General features: G+C 72.1%; 29 protein-coding genes. 13 read left to right on the forward strand and 16 right to left on the reverse strand.

Translation table 11 applies throughout. The annotated features are described in order from the left end of the window. Nucleotides 1-100 precede the first annotated feature (100 nt). Both AB0E05_RS11205 and AB0E05_RS11210 read left to right on the forward strand, forming a co-directional pair. Nucleotides 101-1027, forward strand: coding sequence for a 1-phosphofructokinase family hexose kinase (locus tag AB0E05_RS11205; RefSeq protein ID WP_361962062.1), 927 nt, complete (start codon nucleotides 101-103; stop codon nucleotides 1025-1027). A gap of 212 nt (nucleotides 1028-1239) precedes the next feature. Continuing rightward, on the forward strand, nucleotides 1240-2088 hold the full coding sequence (locus AB0E05_RS11210; RefSeq protein WP_361962064.1) for a class II fructose-bisphosphate aldolase: 849 nt from the start codon (nucleotides 1240-1242) through the stop codon (nucleotides 2086-2088). A gap of 120 nt (nucleotides 2089-2208) precedes the next feature. Here AB0E05_RS11210 and AB0E05_RS11215 read toward each other — a convergent pair whose 3' ends face one another. Together AB0E05_RS11215 and cdgB are read right to left on the reverse strand one after the other, a co-directional pair. Beyond that, nucleotides 2209-3228, reverse strand: coding sequence for a CBM35 domain-containing protein (locus tag AB0E05_RS11215; protein ID WP_361961722.1), 1020 nt, complete (start codon nucleotides 3226-3228; stop codon nucleotides 2209-2211). A gap of 300 nt (nucleotides 3229-3528) precedes the next feature. After that, entirely contained in the window at nucleotides 3529-5223 is a 1695-nt protein-coding gene (gene cdgB / locus AB0E05_RS11220; protein ID WP_361961724.1) for a diguanylate cyclase CdgB, read from the reverse strand. 576 nt (nucleotides 5224-5799) lie between these two features. On the opposite strand from cdgB, the gene AB0E05_RS11225 reads away from it, so the two are divergent. Together AB0E05_RS11225 and AB0E05_RS11230 are read left to right on the forward strand one after the other, a co-directional pair. After that, complete coding sequence (locus AB0E05_RS11225) at nucleotides 5800-6273, forward strand: flavin reductase family protein (RefSeq protein ID WP_361962066.1); 474 nt, start codon at nucleotides 5800-5802, stop codon at nucleotides 6271-6273. 222 nt (nucleotides 6274-6495) lie between these two features. Next, nucleotides 6496-7146: an HAD family hydrolase gene (locus AB0E05_RS11230; protein WP_361961726.1), complete on the forward strand. Its 651-nt coding sequence runs from the start codon at nucleotides 6496-6498 to the stop codon at nucleotides 7144-7146. Between the two features lie 44 nt (nucleotides 7147-7190). On the opposite strand, the gene AB0E05_RS11235 is transcribed toward AB0E05_RS11230, so the two are convergent. The 6 genes from AB0E05_RS11235 to AB0E05_RS11260 all read right to left on the reverse strand — a co-directional run bounded on the left by AB0E05_RS11235 (nucleotide 7191) and on the right by AB0E05_RS11260 (nucleotide 11060). After that, complete coding sequence (locus tag AB0E05_RS11235) at nucleotides 7191-8276, reverse strand: YncE family protein (RefSeq protein WP_361962068.1); 1086 nt, start codon at nucleotides 8274-8276, stop codon at nucleotides 7191-7193. A 32-nt stretch (nucleotides 8277-8308) separates the two neighbouring features. After that, the gene (locus tag AB0E05_RS11240) at nucleotides 8309-8968 is read right to left on the reverse strand and encodes an ankyrin repeat domain-containing protein (protein WP_361961728.1); all 660 of its coding nucleotides are present in this window, start codon (nucleotides 8966-8968) and stop codon (nucleotides 8309-8311) included. Between the two features lie 221 nt (nucleotides 8969-9189). Further along, the gene (locus AB0E05_RS11245; RefSeq protein ID WP_361961730.1) at nucleotides 9190-9507 is read right to left on the reverse strand and encodes a CARDB domain-containing protein; all 318 of its coding nucleotides are present in this window, start codon (nucleotides 9505-9507) and stop codon (nucleotides 9190-9192) included. Nucleotides 9508-9554: 47 nt separating this feature from the next. Beyond that, complete coding sequence (locus AB0E05_RS11250; RefSeq protein WP_361961732.1) at nucleotides 9555-9929, reverse strand: hypothetical protein; 375 nt, start codon at nucleotides 9927-9929, stop codon at nucleotides 9555-9557. Nucleotides 9930-10137: 208 nt separating this feature from the next. Then, nucleotides 10138-10500, reverse strand: coding sequence for a hypothetical protein (locus AB0E05_RS11255; RefSeq protein WP_361961734.1), 363 nt, complete (start codon nucleotides 10498-10500; stop codon nucleotides 10138-10140). A 74-nt stretch (nucleotides 10501-10574) separates the two neighbouring features. Beyond that, the gene (locus tag AB0E05_RS11260; protein WP_361961736.1) at nucleotides 10575-11060 is read right to left on the reverse strand and encodes an ArsI/CadI family heavy metal resistance metalloenzyme; all 486 of its coding nucleotides are present in this window, start codon (nucleotides 11058-11060) and stop codon (nucleotides 10575-10577) included. A 90-nt stretch (nucleotides 11061-11150) separates the two neighbouring features. Between AB0E05_RS11260 and AB0E05_RS11265 the strand changes: the two genes are divergently transcribed. The 3 genes from AB0E05_RS11265 to AB0E05_RS11275 are packed head-to-tail and all read left to right on the forward strand — an operon-like array spanning nucleotide 11151 to nucleotide 13118. Continuing rightward, nucleotides 11151-11585, forward strand: a complete 435-nt coding sequence (locus tag AB0E05_RS11265; protein WP_361961738.1) for a metalloregulator ArsR/SmtB family transcription factor — start codon at nucleotides 11151-11153, stop codon at nucleotides 11583-11585. Beyond that, nucleotides 11582-12703, forward strand: a complete 1122-nt coding sequence (gene arsB / locus AB0E05_RS11270; RefSeq protein ID WP_361961740.1) for an ACR3 family arsenite efflux transporter — start codon at nucleotides 11582-11584, stop codon at nucleotides 12701-12703. Before AB0E05_RS11265 ends, arsB begins: the two co-directional genes overlap by 4 nt. A gap of 4 nt (nucleotides 12704-12707) precedes the next feature. Beyond that, nucleotides 12708-13118, forward strand: a complete 411-nt coding sequence (locus AB0E05_RS11275) for an arsenate reductase ArsC (RefSeq protein WP_361962070.1) — start codon at nucleotides 12708-12710, stop codon at nucleotides 13116-13118. 72 nt (nucleotides 13119-13190) lie between these two features. On the opposite strand, the gene AB0E05_RS11280 is transcribed toward AB0E05_RS11275, so the two are convergent. From AB0E05_RS11280 to AB0E05_RS11300, 5 genes are all read right to left on the reverse strand, one after another. Next, entirely contained in the window at nucleotides 13191-13724 is a 534-nt protein-coding gene (locus tag AB0E05_RS11280; protein WP_361961742.1) for a VOC family protein, read from the reverse strand. A gap of 334 nt (nucleotides 13725-14058) precedes the next feature. After that, nucleotides 14059-14913, reverse strand: coding sequence for an aminoglycoside phosphotransferase (locus tag AB0E05_RS11285; protein ID WP_361961744.1), 855 nt, complete (start codon nucleotides 14911-14913; stop codon nucleotides 14059-14061). Continuing rightward, the gene (locus tag AB0E05_RS11290; RefSeq protein ID WP_361961746.1) at nucleotides 14910-15656 is read right to left on the reverse strand and encodes an AAA family ATPase; all 747 of its coding nucleotides are present in this window, start codon (nucleotides 15654-15656) and stop codon (nucleotides 14910-14912) included. Before AB0E05_RS11290 ends, AB0E05_RS11285 begins: the two co-directional genes overlap by 4 nt. Nucleotides 15657-15663: 7 nt before the next feature. Then, a complete protein-coding gene (locus tag AB0E05_RS11295) occupies nucleotides 15664-16569 on the reverse strand; it encodes a radical SAM protein (protein ID WP_361961748.1) in 906 nt (301 codons plus the stop codon). Nucleotides 16570-16875: 306 nt separating this feature from the next. Further along, nucleotides 16876-18237: a transcriptional regulator gene (locus AB0E05_RS11300; protein WP_361961750.1), complete on the reverse strand. Its 1362-nt coding sequence runs from the start codon at nucleotides 18235-18237 to the stop codon at nucleotides 16876-16878. A gap of 211 nt (nucleotides 18238-18448) precedes the next feature. Here AB0E05_RS11300 and AB0E05_RS11305 point away from each other — a divergent pair, with 211 nt between their 5' ends. Further along, nucleotides 18449-19195: a hypothetical protein gene (locus AB0E05_RS11305; protein ID WP_361961752.1), complete on the forward strand. Its 747-nt coding sequence runs from the start codon at nucleotides 18449-18451 to the stop codon at nucleotides 19193-19195. Nucleotides 19196-19398: 203 nt separating this feature from the next. On the opposite strand, the gene arfB is transcribed toward AB0E05_RS11305, so the two are convergent. Then, a complete protein-coding gene (arfB, locus tag AB0E05_RS11310) occupies nucleotides 19399-19827 on the reverse strand; it encodes an alternative ribosome rescue aminoacyl-tRNA hydrolase ArfB (protein ID WP_361961754.1) in 429 nt (142 codons plus the stop codon). A 154-nt stretch (nucleotides 19828-19981) separates the two neighbouring features. Here arfB and AB0E05_RS11315 point away from each other — a divergent pair, with 154 nt between their 5' ends. Continuing rightward, a complete protein-coding gene (locus AB0E05_RS11315; protein WP_361536650.1) occupies nucleotides 19982-20557 on the forward strand; it encodes a TerD family protein in 576 nt (191 codons plus the stop codon). Between the two features lie 25 nt (nucleotides 20558-20582). On the opposite strand, the gene AB0E05_RS11320 is transcribed toward AB0E05_RS11315, so the two are convergent. Next, complete coding sequence (locus AB0E05_RS11320) at nucleotides 20583-21947, reverse strand: M1 family metallopeptidase (protein ID WP_361961757.1); 1365 nt, start codon at nucleotides 21945-21947, stop codon at nucleotides 20583-20585. An 87-nt stretch (nucleotides 21948-22034) separates the two neighbouring features. After that, a complete protein-coding gene (locus AB0E05_RS11325; protein ID WP_361961759.1) occupies nucleotides 22035-22592 on the reverse strand; it encodes a heme-binding protein in 558 nt (185 codons plus the stop codon). Between the two features lie 317 nt (nucleotides 22593-22909). Here AB0E05_RS11325 and AB0E05_RS11330 point away from each other — a divergent pair, with 317 nt between their 5' ends. The 4 genes from AB0E05_RS11330 (at nucleotide 22910) to AB0E05_RS11345 (ending at nucleotide 26975) form a co-directional block, all read left to right on the forward strand. Then, nucleotides 22910-24148, forward strand: coding sequence for a sensor histidine kinase (locus AB0E05_RS11330; protein WP_361961761.1), 1239 nt, complete (start codon nucleotides 22910-22912; stop codon nucleotides 24146-24148). Further along, nucleotides 24145-24780 (forward strand): response regulator transcription factor, encoded by a 636-nt coding sequence (locus AB0E05_RS11335; protein WP_361961763.1) that lies wholly within the window; start codon nucleotides 24145-24147, stop codon nucleotides 24778-24780. Before AB0E05_RS11330 ends, AB0E05_RS11335 begins: the two co-directional genes overlap by 4 nt. 407 nt (nucleotides 24781-25187) lie before the next feature. Further along, nucleotides 25188-25685: a hypothetical protein gene (locus tag AB0E05_RS11340; RefSeq protein ID WP_361961765.1), complete on the forward strand. Its 498-nt coding sequence runs from the start codon at nucleotides 25188-25190 to the stop codon at nucleotides 25683-25685. Between the two features lie 87 nt (nucleotides 25686-25772). Beyond that, nucleotides 25773-26975 carry an FAD-dependent oxidoreductase gene (locus AB0E05_RS11345; protein ID WP_361961767.1) on the forward strand — a complete coding sequence of 401 codons (1203 nt, stop codon included), beginning with the start codon at nucleotides 25773-25775 and terminating at the stop codon, nucleotides 26973-26975. Nucleotides 26976-26991 lie beyond the last annotated feature (16 nt).

Raw genomic sequence — 26991 nt, forward strand, 5'->3', positions numbered from 1 at the left:
GACCTCTTTGCGTAGGAAGTCGCGTTTACGTAGGAAGCTGCGGGAAGCCGCAGCCGTCAGCAGCCGACGAGCACGGGACGAGGGGGTGGTGGCGCGGATGGTGATGCTCACCGTCACGCTCAACGCCGCCCTCGACGTCTCCTACCGCGTCCCCGCGCTCGTCCCGCACGCCGTGCACCGCGTCACGGAGGTCCGCGAGCGCCCCGGCGGCAAGGGCGTGAACGTCGCCCGGGTGCTGGCCGCCCTCGGGCACGAGACCGTCGTCACCGGCTTCGTCGGCGGCCCGACCGGAACGGTCCTGCGCGACCTGCTGGCCCCGCTCGCCCCGCACGACGCACTGGTCCCCATCGCCGGGACCACCCGGCGCACCCTCGCCGTCATCGACGCCACCACCGGCGACACCACCCAGCTCAACGAGCCCGGCCCCACCGTCACCGCCGACGAGTGGGCCCGCTTCCTCGACGCGTACGGCGCGCTGCTGCGGGATGCCGACGCCGTCGCGATCTGCGGCAGCCTGCCGCCCGGCATCCACGTCGGCGCGTACGCGGAACTGGTCCGCGCGGCCCGCGCCGCGGACGTGCCCGTCCTGCTGGACACCAGTGGCGAACCGTTGCGCCGCGGCATCGCCGCCCGCCCCGACCTGGTCAAGCCGAACGTCGACGAGCTGGCGCAGCTCACCGGCGCCCGCGAGCCGCTGCGCGCCGCGCTGAGCGCCCGGCGCCGCGGGGCGCACGCCGTCGCCGCGTCCCTCGGCCCCGACGGCCTGCTCGCCGCCACGCCCGACGGCAACTGGCACGCCAGGACCCCGACCCCGGTGCGCGGCAACCCGACCGGCGCGGGCGACTCCGCCGTGGCCGCGCTGCTCGCCGGCCTGGTCGACGGCGTGCCGTGGCCGGAGCGGGTGGCCCGCGCGGTCGCCCTGTCGGCGGCGACGGTGCTCGCGCCGGCCGCGGGCGAGTTCGACGCCGCGGCGTACGAACGACTCCTGCCGCACGTCACGGTCGTCGAACGTCCCCCAGCCGGCTAGGGCGTGTCTTATGGATCAGGCTGGATCAGGGAGCGGGGTCTGGTGCCGTGGATCTCAAGGCGGAGGAGGGAGCCAATGCGGAGTATTGGCGACCGACGACAACGCGGAGAGGCATGGTGCCAGGGCACGCGAGCCCAGCAAGATCCGTAAGACACGCCCTAGGGCCTGTAAATGGAGACCGGCCGGCCCGTCCTTCGAATCGGTAGGTGAGGATGCCCCTCGTCAACACCCGGGAACTCGTCGACGAGGCCGTTGCGGCCGGGAGCGGCGTCGCCGCGTTCAACGTGATCACGCTGGAACACGCGGAAGCCATCGCGGCGGGCGCCGAGCGCGCCGGCCGCCCCGCGATCCTCCAGATATCGCAGAACGCGGTCGCCTTCCACCGCCGGCTCGGCCCCGTCGCCGCCGCGACCGCCGCCGTGGCCCGCGCGTCCAGCGCCCGCCTCGGCCTCCACCTCGACCACGTCGTCTCCCCCGCCCTGGTGGAGGCCGCGCCGGCGGCCGGCTTCGGCTCGGTGATGGTCGACGCGTCCAAGCTGTCGTACGAGCAGAACGTGGCCCGCACCGCGGAGCTGGTCGCCTTCGGCCACCGGCACGGGATGTGGGTGGAGGCCGAGTTGGGCCGCGTCGGCGGCAAGGACGGCGAGCCGCCGCTGGACGCGCACGCCCCTGGGGTGCGCACGGACCCGGACGAGGCCGCGGCGTACGTGGCGGCGACCGGGGTGGACGCGCTGGCCGTCGCGGTCGGCTCGTCCCACGCGATGACCGAACGCACGGCCGCGCTCGACCACGCGCTGATCGGCCGGCTGCGCGCGTCCGTCCCCGTGCCGCTGGTGCTGCACGGCTCGTCGGGCGTGCCGGACGACGAGATCCGCGCGGCGATCGCCGCGGGCATGGTGAAGATCAACGTCGGCACGGCGCTCAACACGGCCTTCACGGCGGCCGTACGGGAGCAGCTGGCGGCCCGCCCGGACGTGGTGGATCCGCGCAAGTACCTGGCGCCGGCGCGAGAGGCGATGGCGACGACGGTGGCAGCGTTCCTGGCGCTGTTGCACGAGTGACTCCGTCACGGGCGCCCTGACCAACCCCTCGCGGGTCTGGGGCGTGTCTTACGCCCTAGACCAGTTGCCTTGCATAGCGCTGCCCCGTGCTCGGCGAGCACGGGGCAGCGTCTGAAGCCGTCAGGGCTTCCGAACCTCCAGCCAGTCCAGGATCGCGTTGCACTGGTTGCCGGTCTCGCAGGAGATCTTGATCTCGTTCGCGCCCTGCTTCAACGTCACCGGCGCCCACGTGGTCTGCCAGTTCTTCTCCAGCGCCGGATCCGACGACTTGATGAAGTTCTTCAGCCCGATCGGGTTGGAGTTGGCCTTCCCGTTGATGGTCAAGGTGGCGTTGGCGTCCTGCGCGGGGATCGTGTATCGCACGTAGAGCCGGTACTCACCCGGCGTCTCCACCTGAGCCTTCCACGTCACCGAAGCGCCGACCTCGTTGAGGCCGGTCACAAACGCGCCGCCGGCGCCCTCCGCGCCCTTGATGTCCGTGCCTGCGGAGGCAGAGCCGCCCAGCTTCAGCGTCACCGCGTCCTGCTTCGGCAGAGCCTCGTTCTTCGGCTTGTCGTCCTTCGGCTTCTCGTCCGGCTCGCCGCTGGGCTTCACCGTGTCGCCCGTGCCGGCGCTGGCGGTGGGCCGGTCGTCGGCGGCCTTGTCGGCCTTGTCGTCGTCCTTGGTGAGCAGGGCGACGCTGATGCCGATGACGACGACCGCGACCACCGCGATGGCACCGATCAGCAGCGCCTTCGTGTTCGGTCCGCGGCCACCGCCGTTCGTGCCGGCGCCCTGCGGCGGACCCGGGCGGGCAGGGGCGCCGCCGGGGTACGTCTCGGGGGCTGCGTACTGCGCGGTGGGCTGTCCGTACCCCTGCTGCGGGAACTGGCCCTGCTGCGGCGGCGGGTAGCCGTAGCCGTGCCTCTGGCCGCCCTGGGTGTGGCCACCGTACTGGCGCTCGCCGACGGCCCGTACATGGTTGTACGAGGTACGGGGAACGCCGGGCTGGGTGGCCGGACCCGGGTAGCCGTAGCCGCGGCCCTGGCCGGGCCGGTTGGCGCCCGCGGCCTGTCCGTCCTCGTAGAGGTAGCCGAACGGGTCGTCGTCTTCGGGCGTGCTGCCGTTCGGCGTGTTACCGCCGTTGTTCGCGGCCGTCATCCCTGTCACTCCTCACCATGTCGTCGGCGGCACGCCGACGCGGGCGAGCCTACCCGGTTCGGAGTAACCGATTGGTCCGGTGTTGCACGTGATCGGTGGAACTCCGAGCGCCCCACCGGACGCCACCGCACCGGCTGAGAGCCTGTCGGGTGACCTCTGATCGGGCGTGCCAGACCGCGTCCGCTCCCCGATCGCAGGCCACCCGACAGGCTCTTACCCCCAAGAGCGTACGACCGCTGAGTAACGGCCGAACGGGTCCCCCGGGGCACTCTCGGGGACGCCCGGAGGCGGCCCGGCGGTTCACCCCGCCCTCCGGTGCACCTTCGAACGCGACCGCTTCTCCACGTACATCCGCTCGTCGGCCGAGGTCAGCACCTCGTCCACGGTCATCCCGCAGCTCGCCCAGCCGATGCCGAAGCTGGCGCCGACGCGGACTCCGCGGCCCCCGACCCGGATCGGGAGGACGATCGCGCTCCGCAGCCGGACGGCGAGGTCGGCGGCGTCCGCCGCGCCCAGGCCGTCGGCGAGGACGACGAACTCGTCACCGCCGAGCCGGGCGACGGTGTCCCCGTCGCGCACGCCGGTGGTGAGCCGGCGCGCGACCTCGACCAGCACCGCGTCACCGGTCTGGTGGCCGAAGCGGTCGTTGATGGACTTGAAGCCGTCCAGGTCGCAGAAGAGGACCGCGAGGCCCTTGGTGCCGTCGTCGCCGGCGGCGGCCTCGGGGGACGCGTTGTCGACCGCCGCACTCGCTGCGGCCTCCGAGTCCGGTGCGACGACGTGCACGTGGTGGTCGTACGGGTGCCCCGGGTGCCCGAACGAGTACCCGTCGGGGGAGAAGATCGCTTCCGTCTCGGGGTCGTACTCGTACGACTCGTACACCTCCGCCGCGGCCGTGCCCCGCGCCGCCTGCGGGCGCTCGCACAGCCGGGAGCTGAGCCGGGAGCGCAGCTCCGCGCTGTTGGGCAGCCCGGTGAGCGCGTCGTGCGAGGCGCGGTGGGCCAGCGCCAGCTCGTGCCGCTTGCGGTCCTCGATGTCCTCGACGTGGGTCAGCAGGAAGCGGGGCCCGTCGGCGGTGTCGGCGACGACGGAGTTGCGCAGCGAGACCCAGACGTACGTGCCGTCCCGCCGCCCCAGCCGGATCTCGGCCCGGCCGCCCTCGGCGGAGGTCCGCAGCAGCGTCCCCACGTCCTCGGGGTGCACCAGGTCGGCGAAGGAGTACCGGCGCATCGCGGAGGCGGGGCGGCCCAGCAGCCGGCACAGCGCGTCATTGGTCCGCAGCAGCCGGCCGTGCTGGTCGCCGCCCATCTCGGCGATGGCCATGCCGCTGGGCGCGTACTCGAACGCCTGCCGGAAGGACTCCTCGCTGGCGCGCAGCGCCTGCTGCTCGCGCTCCAACCGGACGAGCGCCCTTTGCATGTTTGCTCGCAACCGGGCGTTGCTGATCGCGATGCCCGCCTGGGAGGCGTACATCTGGAGCGCCTCCTGACCCCACGGGCCGGGGCGCCGGCCGTTGCGCGGCCGGTCGACGGAGATGACGCCCAGCAGTTCCCGGCCGCCGCCGGAGCCGTACATGGGGGCGTAGAGCCGGTCCCGGGGGTGCCACTCGTCCTCGAAGCGGGGCTCGGGGCCGTCGGTGTGCCACTGCGGCACGTCGTCCTCGATCAGGACCCAGCCCTCGGTGTGCGGGATGAACCGCAGCTCCCCCCACGCCTCGCCCATGGACAGCCGGCGCTCCCAGGAGGCCCGGGGGCCCACGCGTCCGGTGATCAGGGCCTCGGCGGCGGCGCTGCCCGCGAAGGCGGCGACGACGAGGTCTCCGTCGGCCCGGACGAGGTTGACGCAGGCGAGCTCGTAGCCGAGGCCCTTCACGATGCCGTCGGCGACGGCCTGAAGGGTGTCGGCGAGACTACGCGCGGTGTTGAGGTCCGCGACCACCTTGTGCAGCTGCCGCAGGGTCGCAAGACGGACGTAGGGCTCCGACTCGGTCTCCATGCTCGCTCTCCCCGAGACCTCGACAGCAGACTCCAGGTATCTCTTCGGCCTTCTTGTGCGGTCTTCTCACGGTCGTGTTTCGCGCTCGGTCCGTGCGCGGTTTCCCGGCCACTGAATCACAGTGAGCTGTCCACTCGGTACACAGGGTCAACAAATAGCGCCCTCTGTGACTCAAGTCACATGAGAAGATGGGCATTCCGTGCACGCGGCGCCCCGTCCACTGGGTCTTCACCAGGGATTTCTCTGAGCAAATCGGGCGTGCGTACGGAGCCGGACGGGCGGTACGGGGGCGGTACGGGGTGGTGCGCGGGCGCGCGTGATGGGTGGGGTCCGAGGGGTCCAGGAGCCTCAGGAGGCCGTGTGCGCCGCCCGGCCGCGGCCCGGGCGGCCGCCGGGCGGGAACTCCCGTCCATGGGACTCTGGTCCTAGGACCAAGGCAGCGCCCGGGGCCCGATGCGGCGCGGGGATTCGTCCGGTTAGCGTTCCGGTGTGCTGCAGACGACCTCCGCCTCCGGTCCCCTCCCCGCCGCCGTCCCCCATGCTGAGGGGGTGAGCAACGACGATTTCCGCGCTGCCATGTCCCGACTCTCCGCGGGAGTGGTCCTGGTGACCGCGTTCGACGAGGACGCCGGCCCGCACGGCGAGGACGCCGGCATGACGGCCACGGCGTTCGTCTCGGTCTCCCTGGACCCGCCGCTGGTGATGGTCAGCCTGCGCAACGGCTCCCGCATGGACGACCTGCTGTCCGAGCAGCCGCTGTGGGCGGTCTCCGTGCTCGCGGAGAGCCAGCGCCACATCGCGGGGCGCTTCGCGATGAAGGGCCGCCTGAGCGACCGGCTGCTCTTCGAGGACATCCCGTACCGCCGCGGCACGGTCTCGGGCGCCCCGCTGGTCGGCGGTGCGCTCGCGACGCTCGAATGCCGCACCGAGCAGCGGGTGGTGGCGGGCGATCACACGCTGGTGATCGGCCGGGTGCTGGACGTGGAGCTGCCGAGCGCGGAGGGCGGCCCGCTGATGTACTTCCGGGGCCGGTACCGGCGGTTGGGCTGAGAGCCCGGGACGGCGCTCGCCGCCGCGCGTCACCGGGCGTGCCCGGCAGACCCGCGGGCGGGCTCCGGTGAGCGGCTTCCTCGCGTACGGGCGGGCTCCTGACGCATGGCCGACAGGCGGACGAGCGGACTTCGGTGCGTGGCCAACGGGCACACCGGCGGGCTCCTGGCGCGTGGCCAACGGGCGTACGGGCGGCCTTTGGTGCGTGATCTACTGGCGCCCATGCCGCTGTTGATGCTGGACCTCGACAACACCCTGGTCGACCGCGACGCGGCCTTCGCCGGCGCGGTCGCGGAGTTCCTGGCCGTGCACGGCCTGCCGGCGGCCGACCTCGCGTGGCTCACGGACCTCGACGCCAACGGCTACGCCCCGCGCGCGGACGTCGCCGCGGCCATGACCGACCGGTACGGCACGTCGCTGGCCGCCCCCGTCGAAGCCCTGCTCGACAACGGCGGGGCCGACCGCGTCGCCCTGCTGGACCCCACCCGCGAGGCCCTGGCACGGGCGCACGCCGACGGTTGGTCGTGCGTGATCGTCACCAACGGCGAGACGCCCCAGCAGGAAGCCAAGATCCGCAGCACCGGCCTGGACCGGCTCGTCCAGGCGTGGGTGGTCTCCGAAGCGGTGGGCCACAAGAAGCCCGAGCCCGAGATCTTCCGGGCGGCTGCGGCGGCCGTCGGACTCCCCCTCGACGGCGCGTGGGTCGTCGGGGACTCGGCGCACGCCGACATCGCCGGCGCGCACGCGCTGGGGCTGGGGAGCGTGTGGGTGTCCAACGGTCGCGCGTGGACGCAGGAGGCGTTCCGCCCGAGCCACCTCACGGCCGGTGTCGCCGCGGCGATCGACCACGTCGTCGGAGCGCCGTCGCGGTAGCGCCGAGCCGGCCCGAAGCCTGACGTCGGCGCACCGCCGCCGCGCTACAGCACCGCGGCGCCCAGCGGCCGTTCGCCGCCCGCCAGTCGACGCGTGTCGCCGGTCGCGACGTCCACGACGGTGACCCCGTCCCAGTAGCCGGACCTGGTGAAGCCGCCGGTGACGTACGCCGTGCGCCCGTCCTTCGAGACGGCCACGTCCTCGTGCGGACCGGTGAGCGGAACGACCCGCTCCGTTCCGTCCTTCGTACGGATCGTCAGCGACGGGTCCTCGTCGTCCGAGCCGATCGGCCCGGTCCCGACGACCAGCAACGTGCCATCGGGCGTGAGGGCGGCTCCGTGCTGATGGGTGTTGGCGGTCATCTCTTCGATCTCCACCCGTCCGGTTCGCGGGTCGAGCACGGCCAGCCGTTCGCCCTCGAAGGGCAGCAGCAGCCGACCGTCCTCCCGTACGACCGCGTAGTGCGGCTTCAGCCAGGAGCCGAGCCCGCCCTCGGTGCCGTAGGGCGCGACCTCGTGGCGGCGGGCGTCCAGGGTGCGGGCGTCGACCGCGGTCACATCGAAGGAGTCGTGGTTCGTGGCGTACACCTCGGCGCCGTCCCGTGACACGTCCACGTCGAAGGGCCGACGTCCGACGGGCACGGTGTCGACGACCTTCCGGGTCGCGGTGTCGATGACCTCCAACGTGCCGTTCCCGCCGGGCACGTTGACACCCACATACGCCCGCTTCCCGTCGGGCGCCAGCGCGATCCCCATCCCGCCGCCGCGGTACTCGCCGTCCGTGACCGGCCCGCTCTCGGTGCGGTACGGGACGCGGCCCAGATTGGTGCGGGTGCGGGTGTCGACGATCGCGACGCCCTCGGCGGTGGCGACCCAGGCGCGCCCGTCCGCCCCGACGGCGAGCCCGTACGGCGCGGTCCCGACCTTCACGGACGCGAACGGCCCGCGGGCGGGGTCGAGGAAGGTGACGGTGTCGCCGCCGAAGTCGGCGACGAGGAGGGTGCCCGGGGGTGTGGCGGTGCCGGAGGGAAGGGGCGTGGCGGCGGGTGCGGCGGACCGGTCGCTGCTCGCGGAGGCGCTCTGGGGGGTGTTTCCGGACGCGCTGCACCCGCTGAGTACGGCGACGAGCAGCGCGGCGCCCAGGGCGCCCGCACGACGGGCCCTCACTGCGCGCCCTTCAGCAGCGCGGCGATCTCTTCGAAGCCGCGGCGGTGGGCGTGCTGGAGCGGCGTCACCCCGTCGGCGTCCGCCAGGTCGGGCCGTGCGCCCGCGGCGAGCAGGATCTTCACGACCTGCTGGTGCGCCGGCCCGCCGTCCCCGAGCAGCACGGCCTCCAGGAGCGCGGTCCAGCCGAGGTCGTTGACGTGGTTGACGTCGATGTCGGTCTCGCTGACGACGGCGCGGACGTACGCGACGTGGCCGCGTTCGCTGGCGGGAATGACGGAAACCCCGCCGAACCGGTTCCGCAGGGTAACGTCCGGCCCCGCGGGCAGCAACACCCGCAACATCGCGACGCTCCCGGTCACCCCGGTGACCAGCCACGCGCTGTCGTGCCGCGCGTCCTGCGCGTTCGGATCCCCGCCCGCGACGACGAGCGCGCGTGCGGCTTCGATGTGATCTCCGAGCGCGGCGAGCAGCAGCGGCGTCCGCAGCTCCGCGTCGCGCGCCTCGACGTCGGCGCCGGCACCGAGCGCGGCCCGTACGGCACCGGCGTCGCCCCGCTTGGCGGCGTCGAGGAGTGCGGTGTTGCTGGCCTTGCGTGCGTTGCCTGCGTTGCGTGCGTTGTCTTCGCTGTCTTCGCTGCTGGCGTTACTGGTGTTCATCGGCGGCTCCCTTGCTCCGTGCTCGGCACGGCGGTGGCTCCCTACTCCACCGCTGCCTCCACGGTGGCGCCGCCTGCACATGACTCGGGTCGCCGCACCGGACACCATCGTCGATCACAGTGGGGGACGCCGGTGTCGTCCGATCGTCTGATGCGGGTGCGGGGCGACGGCGCTATGTTCTGGTCATCGGTCACCGCACGGTCGGGGCTTTCTGCCGCACCTCACAGGACGGTGATCGGAATGATCGCCTTCTGACCGTCGACCACCACTTCGACGGTGTAATTGCCGCTGCTCACCGCGCCGACGTCCACGGTGTCCTCGTCCGTTTGGCCCGGCGTCAGCTGCACGACGTTGCGCCCGATGGACGTGAGCACCACACCGCCGTTCCCGTCAATGACGTCGACCCTGACTTCGGCCTCCGGCGAATCCTGGTCGCCGAGGTTCTCGACCTTCCATTTCACGGAGAACTGCACGAGCGATCGCGGCGGATCAGGAACGATCTGCGGAAAGTCCTCGACGAATTCCAACTGATCGGCCATGGCCTGTCCCCTTCCGGTGTCCACCCCTCTGCTGTTGCGCGGATCTGCTATTGCGCGGATTCGATCGGGATGCAGACGAACGTCGAGTCCCCGGCGCCGGTGTCGTTGGCGAGCGTCACCGTCAGCCGGTAGGAACCCGCCGCGAAGGGACCCACGGTCGGGTTCTGTTCAGGACCGCCCTGGCCGGGCCCGAGCGCCGGCTCGTCGAAGGTGCTGTCGAACACCACCGGGTGCTCCGCGTCGTCGCTGCCGGGACACCCTTCCGGGATGCTCGTGACCACGAGCCGGTCCGTGAAGGCGTCGACGTCCTTGCCGCTGCGGTTGACCGCGCTCCACTGGACTTGGAACGTGTCGGTCTCCCTGATGATCACCGCGCTCGGCACGATCGGCTTGTCGGGGTTGCCGAAGAAGATGTCCGTCATGGGATTGCTCCTCCTTCGCGGACGCGGTCTCAACCACTGCCACGGAGAACGTCACCCATGTCGGCTCGATCGAGCCTGACTCGCGGGAATCCTTGCGTTTCGCCGGGGCCACCGTTCCATACACGCAGTAGCTGGCACCCTGGTCGCATACCCCTTTCAGTATCGGCTTTCTGAGCGGTTCAGCAACCTGGCACGCAGCGCCCGACGATCACCGCGGCCAAAGGCACTGCCCCTGTGGGTCATAGCAGTTGAGCCCCATCGACGAGGCCACCCCCGCTATGTGGAGGGCTGCCTCCTCCACCATGCTCCAGCGAATCGGAAAGTAGATGAGAGGGCCGCTCGCCTCGCTGATGAGCGGCCCGCTCGACCACGGCGAAGTGTCGTCCTCGTCTTCAGTGAGGTCGGGCCACCGCTCCAGGAGCGCGGCGACGAACTCCGCGATCTGCCGGGTCGGTGGAACGTCGGGCCCGCCCGCGGCCACGTACTTCTCGTACAACTCGTCGAAACACCGGCCCGCGGCGGCGTCGTCTGCGGGCCGCTCGCCTTCCCAGACAGCAAGGTCGTAACTCATGGGCGGAGCCTGCCACCTGCCACTGACAGAGGCGCCGGCCGGCTTCGGCGACCTCGCCCGGGCCGGGGTGCGGTTCAGTCCCCGCAGCCGCATCCAACGGACTCCCCGGCCGGTTCGGGTGCGTCGGACGTGCTGGTGCAGCAACCGCCGTTGGCGACTTCCGGAGCCACCGCCGGGGCCTTGCCCATCTGGTCGGCGTCGGCCTTGACGACGTAGACCTCCCAGGGCTCCTTGCCGGGGCCGGTGACCCAGACCTTGTCCTGGAGGGCGTAGCAGCAGGAGGTGTCGTTCTCCTCGAACGTCGCCAGGCCCGCGTCCTTCAGGCAGGTGGTGGCGGCGGTCACGTCGTCGGAGTCGGCGACTTCGACGCCGAGGTGGTCCAGGCGGGTGTCCTGGCCGGGCTCGCCTTCGATGAGGACGAGCTTCAGCGGGGGCTCGGTGAGGGCGAAGTTCGCGTAGCCGGGGCGCCGCTTGGCGGGTTCGGTGCCGAACAGCTTGGAGTAGAAGGTCACCGACGCTTCGAGGTCGGCGACGTTGAGTGCGAGCTGGACACGGGACATGACGGTCTCCCTCGAACTGGCTGTATCGACGTTTATCGATGCCATGCCTTTGAGCTTGCCTCTTGGATCGAAGTTCGTCAACATAGAAGAATGTCGATTCAAGGGCTTGAGGTGCTCGGTCAGGGCGCCGTAACAGAGGGCTGCTGCCCGGGGCTGCTGTCCGCGCCGCTGGACCCGGAGCAGGCCGAGGTGCTGGCGAAGGTGTTCAAGGCGCTGGGGGACCCGGTGCGGCTGCGACTGCTGTCGATGATCGCCTCCCGCGCGGGCGGGGAGGTCTGCGTGTGTGATCTGACCCCGGCGTTCGAGCTGTCCCAGCCGACGATCTCGCACCATCTGAAGCTGCTGCGGGAGGCCGGGCTGATCGCCTCCGAGCGGCGCGGGACGTGGGTGTACTACCGGCTGCTGCCGGAGATGACCGACCGGCTCGCCGGAATCCTCACCCGCCCCGGCGGCGAACCCCTCCCGACCGCGTCCACCGGGTGCGGCCCCGCCGGAGACGCTGCCGATGCCGGGCCCGGCGCGTGAGCGCCCCCACCGCCGCCGCGGCCGGGCCTGCGGGGGCGCGACTGTCGTTCCTCGACCGCTATCTCGCGCTGTGGATCCTCGCGGCGATGGCCGCCGGGCTCGGCCTCGGACGGCTCGTTCCCGGCCTCGGTGACGCGCTCGCGGGGGTGACGGTGGCGGGGGTGTCGCTGCCGATCGCGCTCGGCCTGCTGGTGATGATGTACCCGGTGCTGGCCAAGGTCCGCTACGACCGGCTCGACACCGTCACCCGCGACCGCCCCCTCCTCATCTGGTCGCTGGTCCTGAACTGGCTGCTCGGCCCGGCGCTGATGTTCGCCCTGGCGTGGACCTTCCTCCCCGACCTGCCCGAGTACCGCACCGGACTGATCGTCGTCGGGCTCGCCCGCTGCATCGCCATGGTCATCATCTGGAACGACCTCGCGTGCGGCGACCGGGAGGCCGCCGCCGTCCTCGTCGCCCTCAACTCCGTCTTCCAGGTCCTCGCCTTCGGCCTCCTCGGCTGGTTCTACCTCGACCTGCTCCCCGGCTGGCTCGGCCTGGCCACCAGCGGACTCGACGTCTCCGTGGGGGAGATCGCGGGCAGCGTCCTGGTCTTCCTCGGCATCCCGCTCGCCGCGGGGTACCTCACCCGCCGGATCGGCGAGAAGACCCGGGGCCGCGACTGGTACGAGACGGAACTGGTCCCCCGGATCGGTCCGTTCGCCCTCTACGGACTCCTGTTCACCATCGTGATCCTCTTCGCCCTCCAGGGCGACGCCATCACCTCCCGGCCCCTGGACGTCGCCCGGATCGCCCTCCCCCTGCTCGTGTACTTCGCCGTCATGTGGGCCGGGTCCATGGCCATCGGCCGCGCGGCCGGACTCGACTACCCGCGGGCGACGACCCTGGCGTTCACCGCCGCCGGGAACAACTTCGAGCTGGCCATCGCGGTCGCCATCGCCACCTTCGGCGCCAGCAGCGGACAGGCCCTCGCCGGAGTCGTCGGCCCCCTCATCGAGGTCCCCGTCCTCATCGGCCTCGTCCACGTCGCCCTCAAGGCCCGCCGCTACTTCCCCACCGCCCCTGCCCCGGCGGCCGAACCAGCCGCCCCTACCGCCGAAGGCTCCACCCGTGTCTGACCGCATGCCGGCCCGGCCGTCCGTACTGTTCGTCTGCGTCCACAACGCCGGACGCTCCCAGATGGCCGCCGCCTTCCTCACCCACCTCGCCGGCGACCGGATCGAGGTCCGCTCCGCCGGCTCGGAGCCCACGGAGCAGCTCAACCCCGCCGTCATCGAGGTCATGGCCGAGAAGGGCATCGACCTCACCGGGCTCACCCCGAGGCTCCTCACGCCCGACGCCGTCCGCGCCTCCGACGTCGTCATCACCATGGGGTGCGGCGACACCTGCCCCGTCTTCCCCGGCAAGACCTACCTCGACTGGCCCCTCGACGACCCCGCCGGACAAACCCCCGACGCCACACGCCCCATCCGCGACACCATCGAACACCGCGTCCGCGCCCTCATCGCCGACCTCGGCATCACTGCGACCTGACCACCGCCCGGTACAGGTGCGCGACACGCTCCCGTGACGACCCGAGGCCGGCGGGCCGTGCGCGGGACGCAGTCAGTCGGTGCTCTTCACCGGGGCGCTGCTGCGTCCACGACGTCGGCCGCTGAGTTCCGCGTCCAGCGTCTGCTGGGCCACACGCATGGCCTCGCCGTACACGGGGTCCTGCAGCCGCTCCCACATCTGGTCGTCGGAGAGGTCCTCCACGTGGCTGGTCACCCACCAGATGTTGTCGAAGGGGTCCTTGATACGTCCGCCCCGCTGCCCGAACGCATCATCGGCGGGGGGAGTGACGACCCTGCCGCCGGCTTCGACGGCCTGCGAGAACGTCTTGTCGACGTCGGCCACGTACACGTTCAGCAGACTCGGCATGGCGGGCCAGTCCGCGTGTCGGTCGAAGGCCATCACCACGGTGTCGCCGACCCGGATCTCAGCGTGTCCGATCAAGCCGTCCTCGGTCGGCACCCGGGACAGTTCCTGCCCGCCGAACGCCTGGGTGACGAAGTCGAGGAACGCGCCTGTGTCATCGGTGACGACCCAGGGCGCAACGGTGGTGTGGCCCTGCGGCGCGTTGCTGGTCTGCTCAGGCATCGCGGTCCCTTCGAAGCATCGGTTGCCAGCAACCTAGGGTCCGTATAGGCCAAAGTTTGTCCTAGATCCCGTGTCCTCTCCGGCAGGGCAGCATGAGAGCCCGACCCGCCCCCTCGGCGGGCGGGTGCTTCTAGACTCCGGCGACGTCGGAGGCCCCGCGTTCCCTACGGCGCGACGCCGCTCCGCGCGCTCGTTGAAGTCGGCCACCAACGGGTGGCGGCCGAAGGGGATCAGGCGGCGCTTGACGTCGCGGACCGCGTCCGTGCAGCGGGACGACGTGACCGGGCTCAGGTCCGTCGATGCCCCCACGCGTGCGGGGGTCCCGCCGTGGTACCTACCGGGAAGGACGCCGCAGGAGCCGCTGCGCGAGCTCATTGAGCGGCCGGGTGAGCCCGGGGTGGTCGCCGAGTTCCGCTCGGTGAAGGAGGCGGGCGGCTACGTAGAGCTGGGCACGGTGTCCGTCGGGGGTGTCGAGGAGGGGGAAGTGGTCGAGGACCTTCCGGGCCAGGCGGGGGTTGGTGAGGCTGTAGCAGTAGAGGGTGGCCGCGTCCGTGCCTGCCGGACCCCGGCCCCAGAGTTCCCAGTCGACGACGGCCAGCGGGTCAAAGAGGTTGGCCCAGTGCAGGTCGCCGTGGACCGTCTCCCACCTCCGGATGCGAACCTCCGTTCCCTCTCCGAAGGCGGCGCGCACGCGACGGTCGACCTTCTCCTGGTCGGTGCTGACACGATCCGTCGCCGTCTCGGCCAGGCGTTGCAGGGCTTGGTGGAGCTGACCCCACCAGGTGTCGGACGGGTCGAGTCCCGACGGTGCCGTGTCCGTGGACGAGCAAGGCGTCCCTGGCACGAGGGTCATGACTTCGGCGCGCTGGCGCCGCCAGTCACCTTCGTCCCACTCGTGGACGCCGAGTACGCGAGGCTTGGGCACTCCGACCACCTCATTGGCATCGGCGTTGCCCGCCCACCCGTGACCGCGCGCCCACTCGATCTGCTCGGAGACGACGCGAAGCCAGCGGGCCCCGTGCGGGCTGTCCGCCGGGGCGCTGATCGAACGGTCCCGCCAGCCGAAGGCGGGCTCCCCAGTGACGGTGAGGTCGAAGTGGGCGGCGGCGCGGTCAAGGTTCAGACGCATCCACGTGCGGAAGCGCCGGTCGGCTTCGGCGACCTCGTCGGGGTTGGGCGTGACGTTCACGGGACGATGTGCCGCAGGTAGGCGTTCGGGTTGCTCATGTAGCGGCGCCAGTGGTCGACCAGTTCCAGATGCTCCCACTGGGTCCGCTGGAATCCGTGGTCGCCAACTTCGACGATGTCCGCGCCGGGGGTGCTGGCCAGGATCGGCGAGTGGGTCGCGCAGACGACCTGGGCACCGCTCTCACCGAGTTGGTGCATCAGTCCGACGAGTTGGAGGCACGAGGTGAACGACAGCGCGGCCTCCGGCTCGTCCATGACGTAGAAGCCGGGCACGTCGAACATGGCCCGGAACACGGCGAGGAAGCCCTCGCCGTGGCTCATGGCGCTGGTGTCCTCCGCCCAGTACCCCGGCACGCCGCCGAGGTTCTCCGTCATGTCGAACGCAGTCTCGGCCCGGAGGAAGAACCCCTTCTTGTTCCGCCGCGGACCCGCTAGCATCCGGGCTCCCGCCCGGGTCGTGTCCGCCCGCAGCACCTCGCCGAGCGGCGTCTTCGTCGGGTCAGGACGGCCGTGGACCCGGGCGAGCCGTCCGCCGTACGCGTCCAGCTTGAAGCTCTCCGCAATGGCCTCGACCAGTGTGGACTTGCCCGAGCCGTTGTCCCCGACCAGGAAGGTCACCGGCCGGTCGAAGCGCAGCCCCTCGTCAAGGAGCTGCGCGACGGCAGGAACGGTGAAGGGCCACTGGCCGCGCTCGGCCCGGCCCGGAGCCAAGCCCTCCGGTACTGACACCCGGTCGACGAACACGCTGCTCCTAGTCGTAGTTCGGCTGGCAGCCCCCCTTGGGACGGCAGGGGCCCGTCCCCGTCGGCCAACAGGAAGGGGTGCAAGCCGGCCCGCATGACGGTCCGCACTTCGGATCGCACGGCGGAGGCTTCGGCCTCCCCACCGCAGTCACCTCGCGAGCGGCGAAATCAGCCGCCAGCTCCTCCCGCACCCGCCGGGCCTCGGGACTGGCCAGGATATCGGCCAGGGCTGCATCCATCACGTTTCCCACCGGCAGCCACCGGGAGAACACGCAGGGCGTCACCGAACCATCCGGTGACACCGCGATCACCCCGGAGGTGCAGTGCCCGCAGAGCTGGGACGTGTCCGGCGAACTCTCCCGCACGCCCCTGCCGACCTGCCGCAGGCGATCCGTACCGATCTGCAGGACGCCGACCGCTTCCAGCTCCCGTTGGGCGGCGGACACGCGCTGCCCCTCTCGGACGTCGATGACGCCTACTCGTAAAGGGATCCTCCGGCGAACGGCCTCGGCGATGTTCGCCTTGGTGCGGGCATGGCTCGGGCGGCCGGTGACGGCGGCGTGTTCGGCCGGATCATCTGAGTAGTAGCTCGTCGCCAATGACACACCGTCCCGTTCCAGGGCCGGCCAAAGCACCTCCGGGACATGGACGAGGTTGGAGAAGACTTCCACCCGGAGGCGCCGGCCGAGCGCGAAGTCGATCAATCCGTGAAGCCCGGGGTGGAGCATGGGCTCCCCTCCGATGAACTGAACCGCCGTGACGCCGTGTTCGGCGAGTTGCTCGATCACCCGCCGCCAGTCCGCTGTGCCCAATGTCCCGTGGCTGCCGCGGGGACCGGAGTCGGCGTAACAGTGTTCACATACCAGCTGGCACTTCCCGGTGATCTCCAGCCAAGCGAACCGAATGTCGCTCATCTGCTGCCTCCTGCAAAACGGATGCTGGATCCAACTCGGCCCCGTGCCGAGCAGCCGTTCAAGAAGTGGTCACGGACTTGAGTCGCTTTCGGGGGTCGACGACCCCTGGTGGCGACAGAGGTCCGGGCGCTGCGCAGACCGTGCGGTCCGGCATCCGACGACGCCTCGTCCACTCCGCACGACTCGCGTTGCTGGGCCCCGTGGCAGACACCATCGCCCTGACCGTGCTCCTCTGCCTCGAACCTGGAATCTGACCTGCGTACGGAGCGCGTTCGCTGCGGACGCGCCGAAGGGCGCTCACGCTCCCTAAGCTGCGACGACGCTTCGCGCGCGCTCGTTGAAGTCGGCCACCAACGGGTGCCGACCGAAGGGGATCAGACGGCGCTGGACGTCGCGGACCGCGTCCGTGCAGCGGGACGACTTGACCTGGCGCGCGAGTTCCAGCGTGCGCAGGCCCGTTGAGTGCGCCGACTCCAGGTCTCCGCCGTCCAGGTGGGAGACGGTCAGTATGGCGTGGGACATGGCGCCGCGACGAGCGCGATTTTGGGTGCGGGCGTAGCCGATGGAGCGGCGGGCATGTTCGGCGCAGGGGGCCGCCTGGCCGAGGTCGCGGAAAGCCGTCGCGTACTCGCCGTGCAAGTACGCGCCGTCGATGAACCGCGCCCACTCAGGCTCAGCGTCCCGGTCGACCCGGGCGAACTCCCGCTCCGAGGAGGCGATCGCCCGCGCGGTCCCCACGGAGTCACCCAGCGCCGCGAGGGCCCGGGCTTCGAGGGCCCACAGGTCCGCCAGGCACGCCGGCGAGTCCGAGCCCCGCAGTCCCTGACGTCCCGCCTGGGCGATCTTGCGGCCCTCCGCCGGGTTCCCCAGCACCGTGGTCTGGTCGGCCATGCCCGCCAGTACGTGCGCTCCAAGGCGTACGTCCTCGGACTCCTCCGCGAGCCGGAGCGCCTGGATGAGGTAGCGCTGTGCTGTGCCGTGCTCGCCGGAGTCGAAGGCCATCCAGCCCAGCAGGTACGTCTGCTCGGCAGCCGCGCCGCACAGCGCGCGACGCACGTCCTCCGCGTGCGTCCTGCGCAGCAGCGGATAGACGTGTGCGTTCATGTACTTGGTGAGCAGCAGGCGCCCGGAACCACCGCCCTGCATCACGTCGATCTCCTGGAACCGGGCGAACATGTTGCGGACTTCGGTCACGTCCTCCAGCCGCACCCGGGGTCCGGGCTTGGGTTCCTGGTCAAGCGCCGTCAACAGCCAGTCACGCGAAGGCCCGACTCCTGCCGCCGCCGCGAAGGGCGCCGCGGCGAGAAACTTCCTGCGGTCCATGTCCGCTCTCCCTAGCTCGGTCACCGACTCGACTGTCTCTGTGAACGATGGGCTGTACGTCAACGGCCGGTCAAGGTCGGGCGGGCTCCCGAACCCGAGGTCGTAGGTGGTCACCCGGTGACCAAACCGTTCCGAGAACACATCAGCGATGAGCCGCGGAAGCGGATCACGCGGTTTGGTGCCCTGCAACCACCGGCGAACGCTGCTGGCGTCCGGGTTCACATGTCGCAGCCCGAAGCGCCGGGCTCTCGCCGTGACGCGTCGCGCCAGATCGCCCTGTGACATCCCCGACCGCTCGAATGCATCGGTCAGGCCCTCGTTCCTGTCCCGCTCATCCTCACTCATGTTGGAGCACCTCCCAGCTCACCGACCCAAGTGCCAGGGTTTGCCAGCCTTTTCGACGCTACCCCTGCGCTGTCCCAGCCAGTTGTCTTTCGTGAAAACCCTGCACCGGGAAGGTGATCCGACGGCTGGTTACGCGCTGGTGAGCCGGGCCCGGTGTAGGGGACTGAGACCGAGACCGCTGTTCGATTCCGTGCGGAAAGAGTCCGAATTCGTGAACGAGAAACAATCCCGGGGATCGGGGCTGGATACCGTACGCCGCGCTCTGGACGTCCTCGCGTGCTGGCGGCTGCGCGACTGGGGCACCGTCGCCGGGCTCGCCGGGGACGCGCCCGTGATGGTGTGGGACGCGCTCACCGTGTCCGGGGTCTGGGAGACGCTGCCCGACCACGAGCGCGCCGCCCTGCACTGGTGCCTCGCCGACGGGCGTCGGATCAGCCGGGCGTGGCCGCTCAGCGCCGGCGTCGAGGAGTACCGGCCGCAGATCATCGCGCTCTGCGTCGACGTCGCGCACTTCGCCGTGCTCTGCGAACCCGAGCGGGCCGAGCAGTGGCCCGAAGCCGACCCGGCCCGGGAGGGTGACGTGGCGTGCGCCGTCGCGTCGTTACGGCAGTACGCCGCGCTGCCCGTCGTCTGGAGAGCCGCGGTGCTACGACAGATGCAACGCCGTCGACGGCGGCTCCAGCCGGGCCCGGCCGCACTCGGCGACGTCCTCACCGACGCGACCAAGCACGCCAGCGCCGGGGAGCGACCACCGCCACCCGACTACGCTGACCTGCGCACGATCGACGGCCCCGAACTCGTGCACCGGATCGCCTTCTTGCCCCAGCCCTGGCAGGTCGAGGTCATGCGCCGCATCGCCGCCGGCACCGACCCGGTCCAGGCGGAGTCCGATGCGGGGTGCGCCATTGTTGGCGTACGTGACTACGGTGTACGGGCCGGGAGTTGTAGCCGGCGATGACGCGCGGGCCTTGCGCTAGGTTCTGCGCAGGAAGAACGAACGGAGGGGTCCGGTTTGTCGCGTTCTCAGGAAGTGGGTAAAACCCGGGGTCCGGCCGAGTAAAAGTGCAGGTGGGCGCCTGTAGTCCCCGCGTATGCGGGGGTGGTCCCGGGCTCGTGGACACGTCCACCCGGAACGGGCAGTGTTCCCCGCACCCGCGGGGCTCACCCCCAGTCCCGCCCCGACCTCCCCCGCTTCCTCTCCGAGCGCTGCTTCTTCTCCCTCAGGCGGCGCTCGTTGATGCCGCGCGGGATGCGGGTCGGGCGGCGTTGCTTCGGTGGGGGTGCGGTGGCCTCCGCGAGGAGGGATGCCAGGCGCGTCGCTGCCGTTTCGCGGTTGCGCCACTGGGAGCGGTGATCCGAGGCGCGGACGGAGATGACGCCGTCGACCAGGCGGGCGGAGAGGCGGTCCAGGGCGCGGGCCTTCCAGACCGCGGGGAGCGCTTCCGTCGAGGCGAGGTCGAAGCGGAGTTCGACCTGGGAGTCGCTGGTGTTGACGTGTTGGCCGCCGGGGCCCGAGGAGCGGGAGAAACGCCACATCAGCTCGGCCTCCGGGAGGGAGACGGAGCCGCGTATGACGTGGGGACCGGGCATGGGTCCATCGTCCCCCGGGCCGGGCCGTCGCGTCACCTGGAATTCATCGGAACCCGCGACCGCCCCGACGGCGTTATGAAGGGATGACGGTAGTTTCGGTCCGTAGGGGTCGGATCCACCGACCCGCACACGCGAACACAAAGGGGATGTCCCAATGGCAGTAAGCCTGACCAAGGGCGGCAACGTCTCGCTCACCAAGGAGGCGCCGGGCCTCACCGCCGTCACGGTTGGCCTCGGTTGGGACGTCCGCACCACCACGGGCACCGACTTCGACCTGGACGCCTCCGCGATCGGCGTGAACGCCGCCGGCAAGGTCGCCTCCGACGCGCACTTCGTCTTCTTCAACAACCGGGCCACCCCGGACCAGACCATCGTCCACACCGGTGACAACCGCACCGGCGAGGGCGGCGGCGACGACGAGCAGATCAACGTCAACCTCGCGGGGCTGCCCGCCGACGTCGACAAGATCGTCTTCCCGGTCTCGATCTACGACGCGGTCTCCCGCTCGCAGAACTTCGGCCAGGTCCGCAACGCCTACATCCGCATCGTCAACCAGGCCGGCGGCGCCGAGATCGCCCGCTACGACCTGAGCGAGGACGCGGCCGTCGAGACCGCGATGGTCTTCGGCGAGCTGTACCGCAACGGCGCCGAGTGGAAGTTCCGCGCCGTCGGCCAGGGGTACGCCGCCGGTCTTGAGGGCATCGCCCGCGACTTCGGCGTGAATCTCTGAGACAGCCACGGCAGGGGGCCGTCCCTCATCTCGGGCGGCCCCCCGTCCCGTACAGCCACACCTTCCACACCTTCCCCAGGTCCTGCCCCGCCACCTCCTCCGCGTACGCCGTGAAGTCCTCCGTCGACGCGTTGCCGTGCCGGTGCTCCGCCGGCCAGCCCTTCAGCAGCGCGGAGAACTTCTCCTCGCCCACCGCCCGCCGCACCTGGTGCAGCACCATCGCGCCCCGCCCGTACACCGGCGGGTCCGAGACGCGTTCCGCCGACGGCGGGGCCGCGGGCGGGAAGGACCAGTTCGCGTCCGTCGCGAACGCCTCCGCGAAGGACTCGTCGGCCGGGGTGCCCTCCCGGTCCTCCGCCCACAGCCACTCCGCGTACGTCGCGAAGCCCTCGCTCAGCCACATGTCCCGCCAGTCCGCCGGGGTCACCGAGTTCCCGTACCACTGGTGCGCCAGCTCGTGGACGAGGGTCGGCAGGTCGTACATCCCGGCCGGGATCACCGGGCGGTTCTGGGTCTCCAGGGCGTAACCCGCCGCCCCGTCCCGTACGGCGATCGCACCGACGGACGAGAAGGGGTACGGGCCGAAGCGCCCGGCGGCCCACTCCGTGACCTCCGCGACGCGGCCCGCGACGGCCGCGGTGCGCGCCGCCACCGTCGCCTCCGCGGCGGTCAGCACCGGCAGCCCGTCGCGGGTGCGGCCGTTCGTCGTCTCGTACGGGCCGATCACCAGGGTCGCGAGGTACGACGCCATCGGCGCGGACGACCGCCACACGGACGTCGTCGCGCCGCCCGTCGTCGTCTCGCGCGCCAACTCGCCGTTGGAGAGCGCCTTCAGCTCCCGGGGCACGGTGATCGCGACGTCGTACGTCGCCTTGTCGCTGGGGTGGTGGTTCCCGGGGAACCACGCCATGGAGCCGGTCGGCTGGCCCAGGGCGAGCGCGCCGCCCGCGGTCCGCAGCCACCCCTCCTCCGCGCCGTCCCGGTCGGTGATGGTGCGCGGGGTGCCGGCGTAGCGCACCACCGTGCGGAACGGGGCGTCGCGGCGCAGCTCGTCCCGGGGCCGTACGGTCAGCTCGTCGCCGGCCCGGTTGGCGGCGGCGGGCGCGCCGTCGACGGTGACGTCCTCCACGTCCAGGCCGTGCAGGTCGAGGTTGAAGGCGCTCAGGTCCTGGGCGGCGTCGGCGAGGATCTCGGCGGTGCCGGAGAGGCGGTCGGCGGTCGGGTCGTACTCCAGCGTGAGCTGGTAGTGGCGCACGTCGTAGCCGCCGTTCCCGAGCCGGGGGAAGAGGGGGTCCCGCAGGCCGGCCGCGCCCGGGGTTCCCGAAGCGCCGCCGTCGGTGCAGCCGACCAGGAGCAGCAGGGGGACGAGGGACCGAGGCAGTCGGCGCATGGGGTGATCGTAGGGAGCACGACGGAGCGCCGCCGCAGGAACGACACGTTCCCGCGGCGGCGCTCCGTCCCGCGTGGCGGCCGGTGGTCAGCGGGCCAGCGCCGCGACGCCCGCCTTCGCGAACTCCTCGTCCTGCGCACCGCTCGGCGCGCCCGCGACGCCGATGCCCGCGATCGGGGCGCCCTTGGCCTGGACCGGCGCGCCGCCGCCGAGGAAGAGGGTGCCGGGGATGTCCTTCAGGTTCGGGGTGCTCTCCAGGCGCTTGACCAGCTCGGAGGTGGGGGCGTTCCAGGACACCGCGGTGAACGCCTTCTTCTCCGCCGACTCGTACGACTGCGGGCCCGCGCCGTCGCCGCGCAGCGTGACGATGGTGTTGCCGTTGCGGTCGACGACGGCGACCGTGATGCGCTGGCCGGCCTTCTCGGCGGCGTCCAGGGTGGCCTGCGCGGCCTTGGTGGCGGCGTCGACCGTCAGGTGGGTGGTCTGCTGGAGGTTGCGGTTGTGGGCGTCGGCCTTCACCGCGGCGCGCGACTCGGCGGCGGGCGCGGAAGCGTTGGCGGACACGGCGCCGAACGTACCGGCGCTGAGCGCGGCGGCGGCGACGGCACCGGTGATGACGCGGGCGCGGGTCGACATCTTCTTCATGGTCCTCAAGCTCCTGGCTGGGGATGGCGTGCTGCGGTGGGGTGGACGGGCCGTTGCGGCCCGGGCCCTCGGTCTCTGCCTTCGATTCTTCGGCCGGGGCCGGGGTCCGGCCGTCGGCGTACCGGCTCCTCGGCGCGTGCATGATGGATGAGGCGCGGGTCCACCGATCGGCTGATGCGGAGGTGGTCGCGCCGGGTCACGATGCGAGGAAGGCGGCCGGGCGGGAGCCACGGCCGCCGGGTGCGCGCAGGCGTCGCGTACGGGCCGGCGCCGCGTACGGGCCGGCGCCAGGAGAACGAACGACGGACACGGACACGATGGACGACCACCACCACCGCACGGCCCCCGCCGCGCCGCCCCTGGGCGCCGACCGCGGCGCGCGGCGCGACGACCGCTGGCTCGACGTGCTGATGAACGTCACGTTCCTGACGCTGCTCGCCGGCGCGCTGCTGCGGTTCGTGATCAACCACCCGGGCAGTCCGCGCCTGTCGTGGGTCATCGGGCTGAGCACCGCGCTCGCGCTGCTCCAGCTCGCCGGGCCCTGGCTCACCGCGCGCGTTCCCGGCCGGACCGACCGCGCCGAGCTGGTGCGCTTCGGGCTGGTCGTCGGCTGCTGGGTGGTCATCGTGCTGCTCGCGCCGAGCTTCGCGTGGTGCGCCGTACCGCTGATCTACACCGCGCTGCGGACGCTGCCGACGCGCGCGGCGATCGCGCTCGTCGCCGTCCTCAGCGCGCTCGTCGTGTACGCGGAGTGGCAGCTGCGGCACGGCCTCGACCCGAACCTCTTCCTCCTGCCGCCCACCGTCGCCGCGCTCGCCACCGGCGTCTTCCTGCACATGCGCCGGCAGGCCGAACGTCTCCAGGCCCTGGTGGACGACCTGATCCGCACCCGGCGCGAACTGGCCGCGACCGAGCGCCGCGAAGGGACGCTCGCGGAGCGGCAGCGGCTGTCGATGGAGATCCACGACACGCTCGCACAGAGCCTGTCCAGCCAGCAGATGCTGCTCCAGGCCGCGGAGCGCACCTGGGACAGCGACGCGGCGACCGCGCGCGGCCACGTCCGTACGGCCGAGGGCATCGCGGAGCGCAGCCTCGCCGAGGCCCGGCGCTTCGTGCACGACCTCGCGCCGGCGGACCTCGCGGCGGGCGGCGGGCTCCCGCAGGCGCTGCACGCGCTGGCCGAGCGCGAGTCGTCGGACGCGCTGCGGGTGCGCTGCCACGTGGACGGGGTGCCGGTGCCGCTGCCCGTACGGGTCCAGTCGGCGCTGCTGCGGATCGCGCAGGGCGCGCTGGCGAACGTACGGGAGCACGCCGACGCGTCCCGCGCCACGCTCACCCTCAGCCACCTGGACGACCAGGTCGTCCTGGACATCGCGGACGACGGGCGCGGGTTCGCCGCGGGCGGCGGTGCGCCGAGGGTGCCGCCCGGGGTGCGCGGTCACGGGATCGCGGCGATGCGGGCGCGGGTCGGGCAGCTCGGCGGGTCCCTCACGATCGAATCCGCGGCCGGCGAAGGTACGGTCGTGTCCGCCGCGATCCCCCTGGAGCAGCCATGACGAGTACCAGCGCCCCCGTCCGCATCCTGCTCTGCGACGACCACGCCGTGGTGCGCGCCGGGCTGCTCGCGCTGCTGGGCAGCGCGCCCGACATCGAGGTCGTCGGCGAGGCCGGCAGCGGCGAGGAGGCGGTCGCGATGGCGGCGAAGCTCGCACCGGACGTGGTGCTGATGGACCTCCAGCTCGGCCCCGGCATCGACGGGGTGGAGGCGACGCGCCGCATCGCCTCGTCGAAGGTGCACGTGCTGGTGCTCACGACGTACGACACGGACGCGGACATCACCCGCGCGATCGAGGCGGGCGCCACGGGCTACCTGCTGAAGGCGGAGCGGCCGGAGGAGCTGTTCACCGCGATCCACTCGGCGGCGCAGGGCCGCACGGCGCTGTCCGCGCCGGTCGCCAGCCGGGTGATGGACCACATGCGCGGGGCGGGCCGCCCGTCACTGACGGAGCGGGAGACGGACATCTTGGGCCAGCTGGCCCGGGGCCTGGGGAACCGGGAGATCGCCCGGGCGCTGTTCATCAGCGAGGCGACGGTGAAGACGCACCTGGGCCGGATCTACGGAAAGCTGGGCGTGGACACGAGGGCGGGGGCGGTGGCGGTCGCCAAGGAACGCCGCTTGTTGCCGTAGGCGGGCGGGGGGGCGCCGTTTCCCTGCGGGTTGCGTTTGCGTCCGCGGGCCGGTGGATGGTTCTCGCGCAGTTCCCCGCGCCCCCGGCAGGACCGCCGTACCCCCTGCGGGAGCGTTCGTCTCCGCGGCCCGGTGATGGGCTGGTCGCGCAGTTCCCCGCGCCCCTGTTTCGCTCACCTGGTCGGTCACCTGCGGGACAAGGGGTTTAGGGGCGCGGGGAACTGCGCGAGAACCACCCACCGGGCCGCAGGTGAGGAACCGGGAAGCTCCCCAGTCCCTCTCGGGCCGAGGGGGGAGGAACTGCGCGGGCAGCCTGCCACCGGGCCGCGGAGACCGAGTCTCCCGAAGGGCAACGACGCAGGGCCCCGGAGCGCAGCGCACCCGCAGGCGCATGGCACCATCTGCGGGTGCTTGACATCGGGTATTCGCTATCGCGTCGCTTTCCGGACCCTCCGCAGACGGACTACCGTCGCGCCGACACCCACACCCTCCGCCACGACCTCTTCTGCGGAGACGTGTACCTCGCCGACACCGACGCCGACCGGGAGTTGTCCACAGCCTGGGGATGGGTGCCGGTGCTCGACTTCGCGTGGGCGTTGTGCGGGGTCGTGGAGGAGTTGGACCGGGATCCGCTCGGGAGTCGCGCTGCCCGGCCGCAGTACGCCGAGCTGGACTTCACGGAGTCGACGGACCGGATGCTGTTCCGGCGGCGGTTCGGGTTCGTGGAGGTGTCCGCGGACTGGGTGCCGGGCGAGGAGCGCCCGCTGTCCTTCGCGCACGCGGAGCTGCGGCGCGAGGCCCGGGACTTCCTGCACGACCTGGTCGCGGACCTGACCGACCTGCACGAAGGGCTCGCCGACAACCCGGTGGTCTGGGACCTCCAGGCCCGCTTCCCCCGCACCTGACCGACGCACCACCGCGCCCCGTGTCACATTTCGCGGCCCCCCGTCCGTCCTCCTGGTGACAGCAAGCGCCAAGGGGAAGGACCCACCATGCACCTCACCGTCGTCGGCGGCGGAGTCGCCGGACTCACCGCCGCCCTCACCGCCGCCGAGGCCGGCGCGCAGGTCACCCTCTACGAGGCCCACCACACGCTCGGCGGCCGGGGCCGCACCGCCGACGGGCCGTACCGGGCCAACGAGGGGCCGCACGTCTTCTACACCGGCCCGATGTGGACCTGGCTGCGGCGGCGCGACCTGATCGGGCCGGTCGGGCGGATCCCGTTGCGGGACGCCGTCACGTTCCGGTTCCGCCAGCACGGCGCGGCCCGCGCTCTGCCGCCGCGCGGGCTGGTGCGGCTGGCCCGTACCGACCTGCGCAAGGCCCCCGTGGACGTGGACTTCCTGACCTGGGCCACCGGGGTCGCCGGGGCCGGGGCGGCCCGGGCCGCGGCGAACTTCACGGGGGTCGTCGCCTTCCACCACGACCCCGGGTCGCTCTCCGCCGCGTTCGTGCAGGAGCGGCTGCGGCGGGTCGTCGCGGTGCCGCCCGGCGCGCGCTACCTGCGGGGCGGCTGGGGGCAGGCGATCGAGCGGATGGCGCGCCGGGCCCGGGAGGCGGGCGTGCGCATCGAGACCTCGGCCCGGGTGGACGCGCTGCCCGAGGCGCACGGCCCGGTGGTCGTCGCCACCTCGCTCGCCGCGGCCCGCACGCTCCTGGGCGACGACTCGCTGCACGGGACCAGCGGCCGTACGACCCTGGTCGACCTGGGGCTGGCGAACCCCCGCCGCGGGCGCGACGCGTTCATCGTCTCCGACCTGGACGCCCCGGGCTGGGTGGAGCGGTTCTCGGCGACCTCGTCGGCGCTGGCGCCCGCCGGCCGCTCCCTCGTCCAGGCGCAGGTCCCGATCGCCCCGGACGAGTCGAAGGCGGACGGCTCGGCCCGCGCGGAGGCGCTGTTCGACCTGGGGTACCCCGGCTGGCGGGAGCGGGTGGAGTGGCGCAGCGACGCCCTCGCCCAGGGCCGTACGGGAGCGCTGGACCTGCCCGGCACGACCTGGCGGGACCGGCCCGCGATCGACCGGGGCGACGGGGTGTTCCTCGCCGGCGACCAGGTCGCGGCGCCCGGGCTGCTCGGCGAAGTGGCCTTCCACAGCGGCCAGCGGGCGGCCGAGCTGGCGCTGCGCGCCCTGCGCGGCACGTCCCGCACGGAAGACGGGCAGCTCACGGAGGGCCTTGACCTCAAGGTCACTTGAGGTCGGAGAGTGGGGG

It is taken from the genome of Streptomyces sp. NPDC048057, assembly GCF_040653095.1.
Classification (GTDB): domain Bacteria; phylum Actinomycetota; class Actinomycetes; order Streptomycetales; family Streptomycetaceae; genus Streptomyces.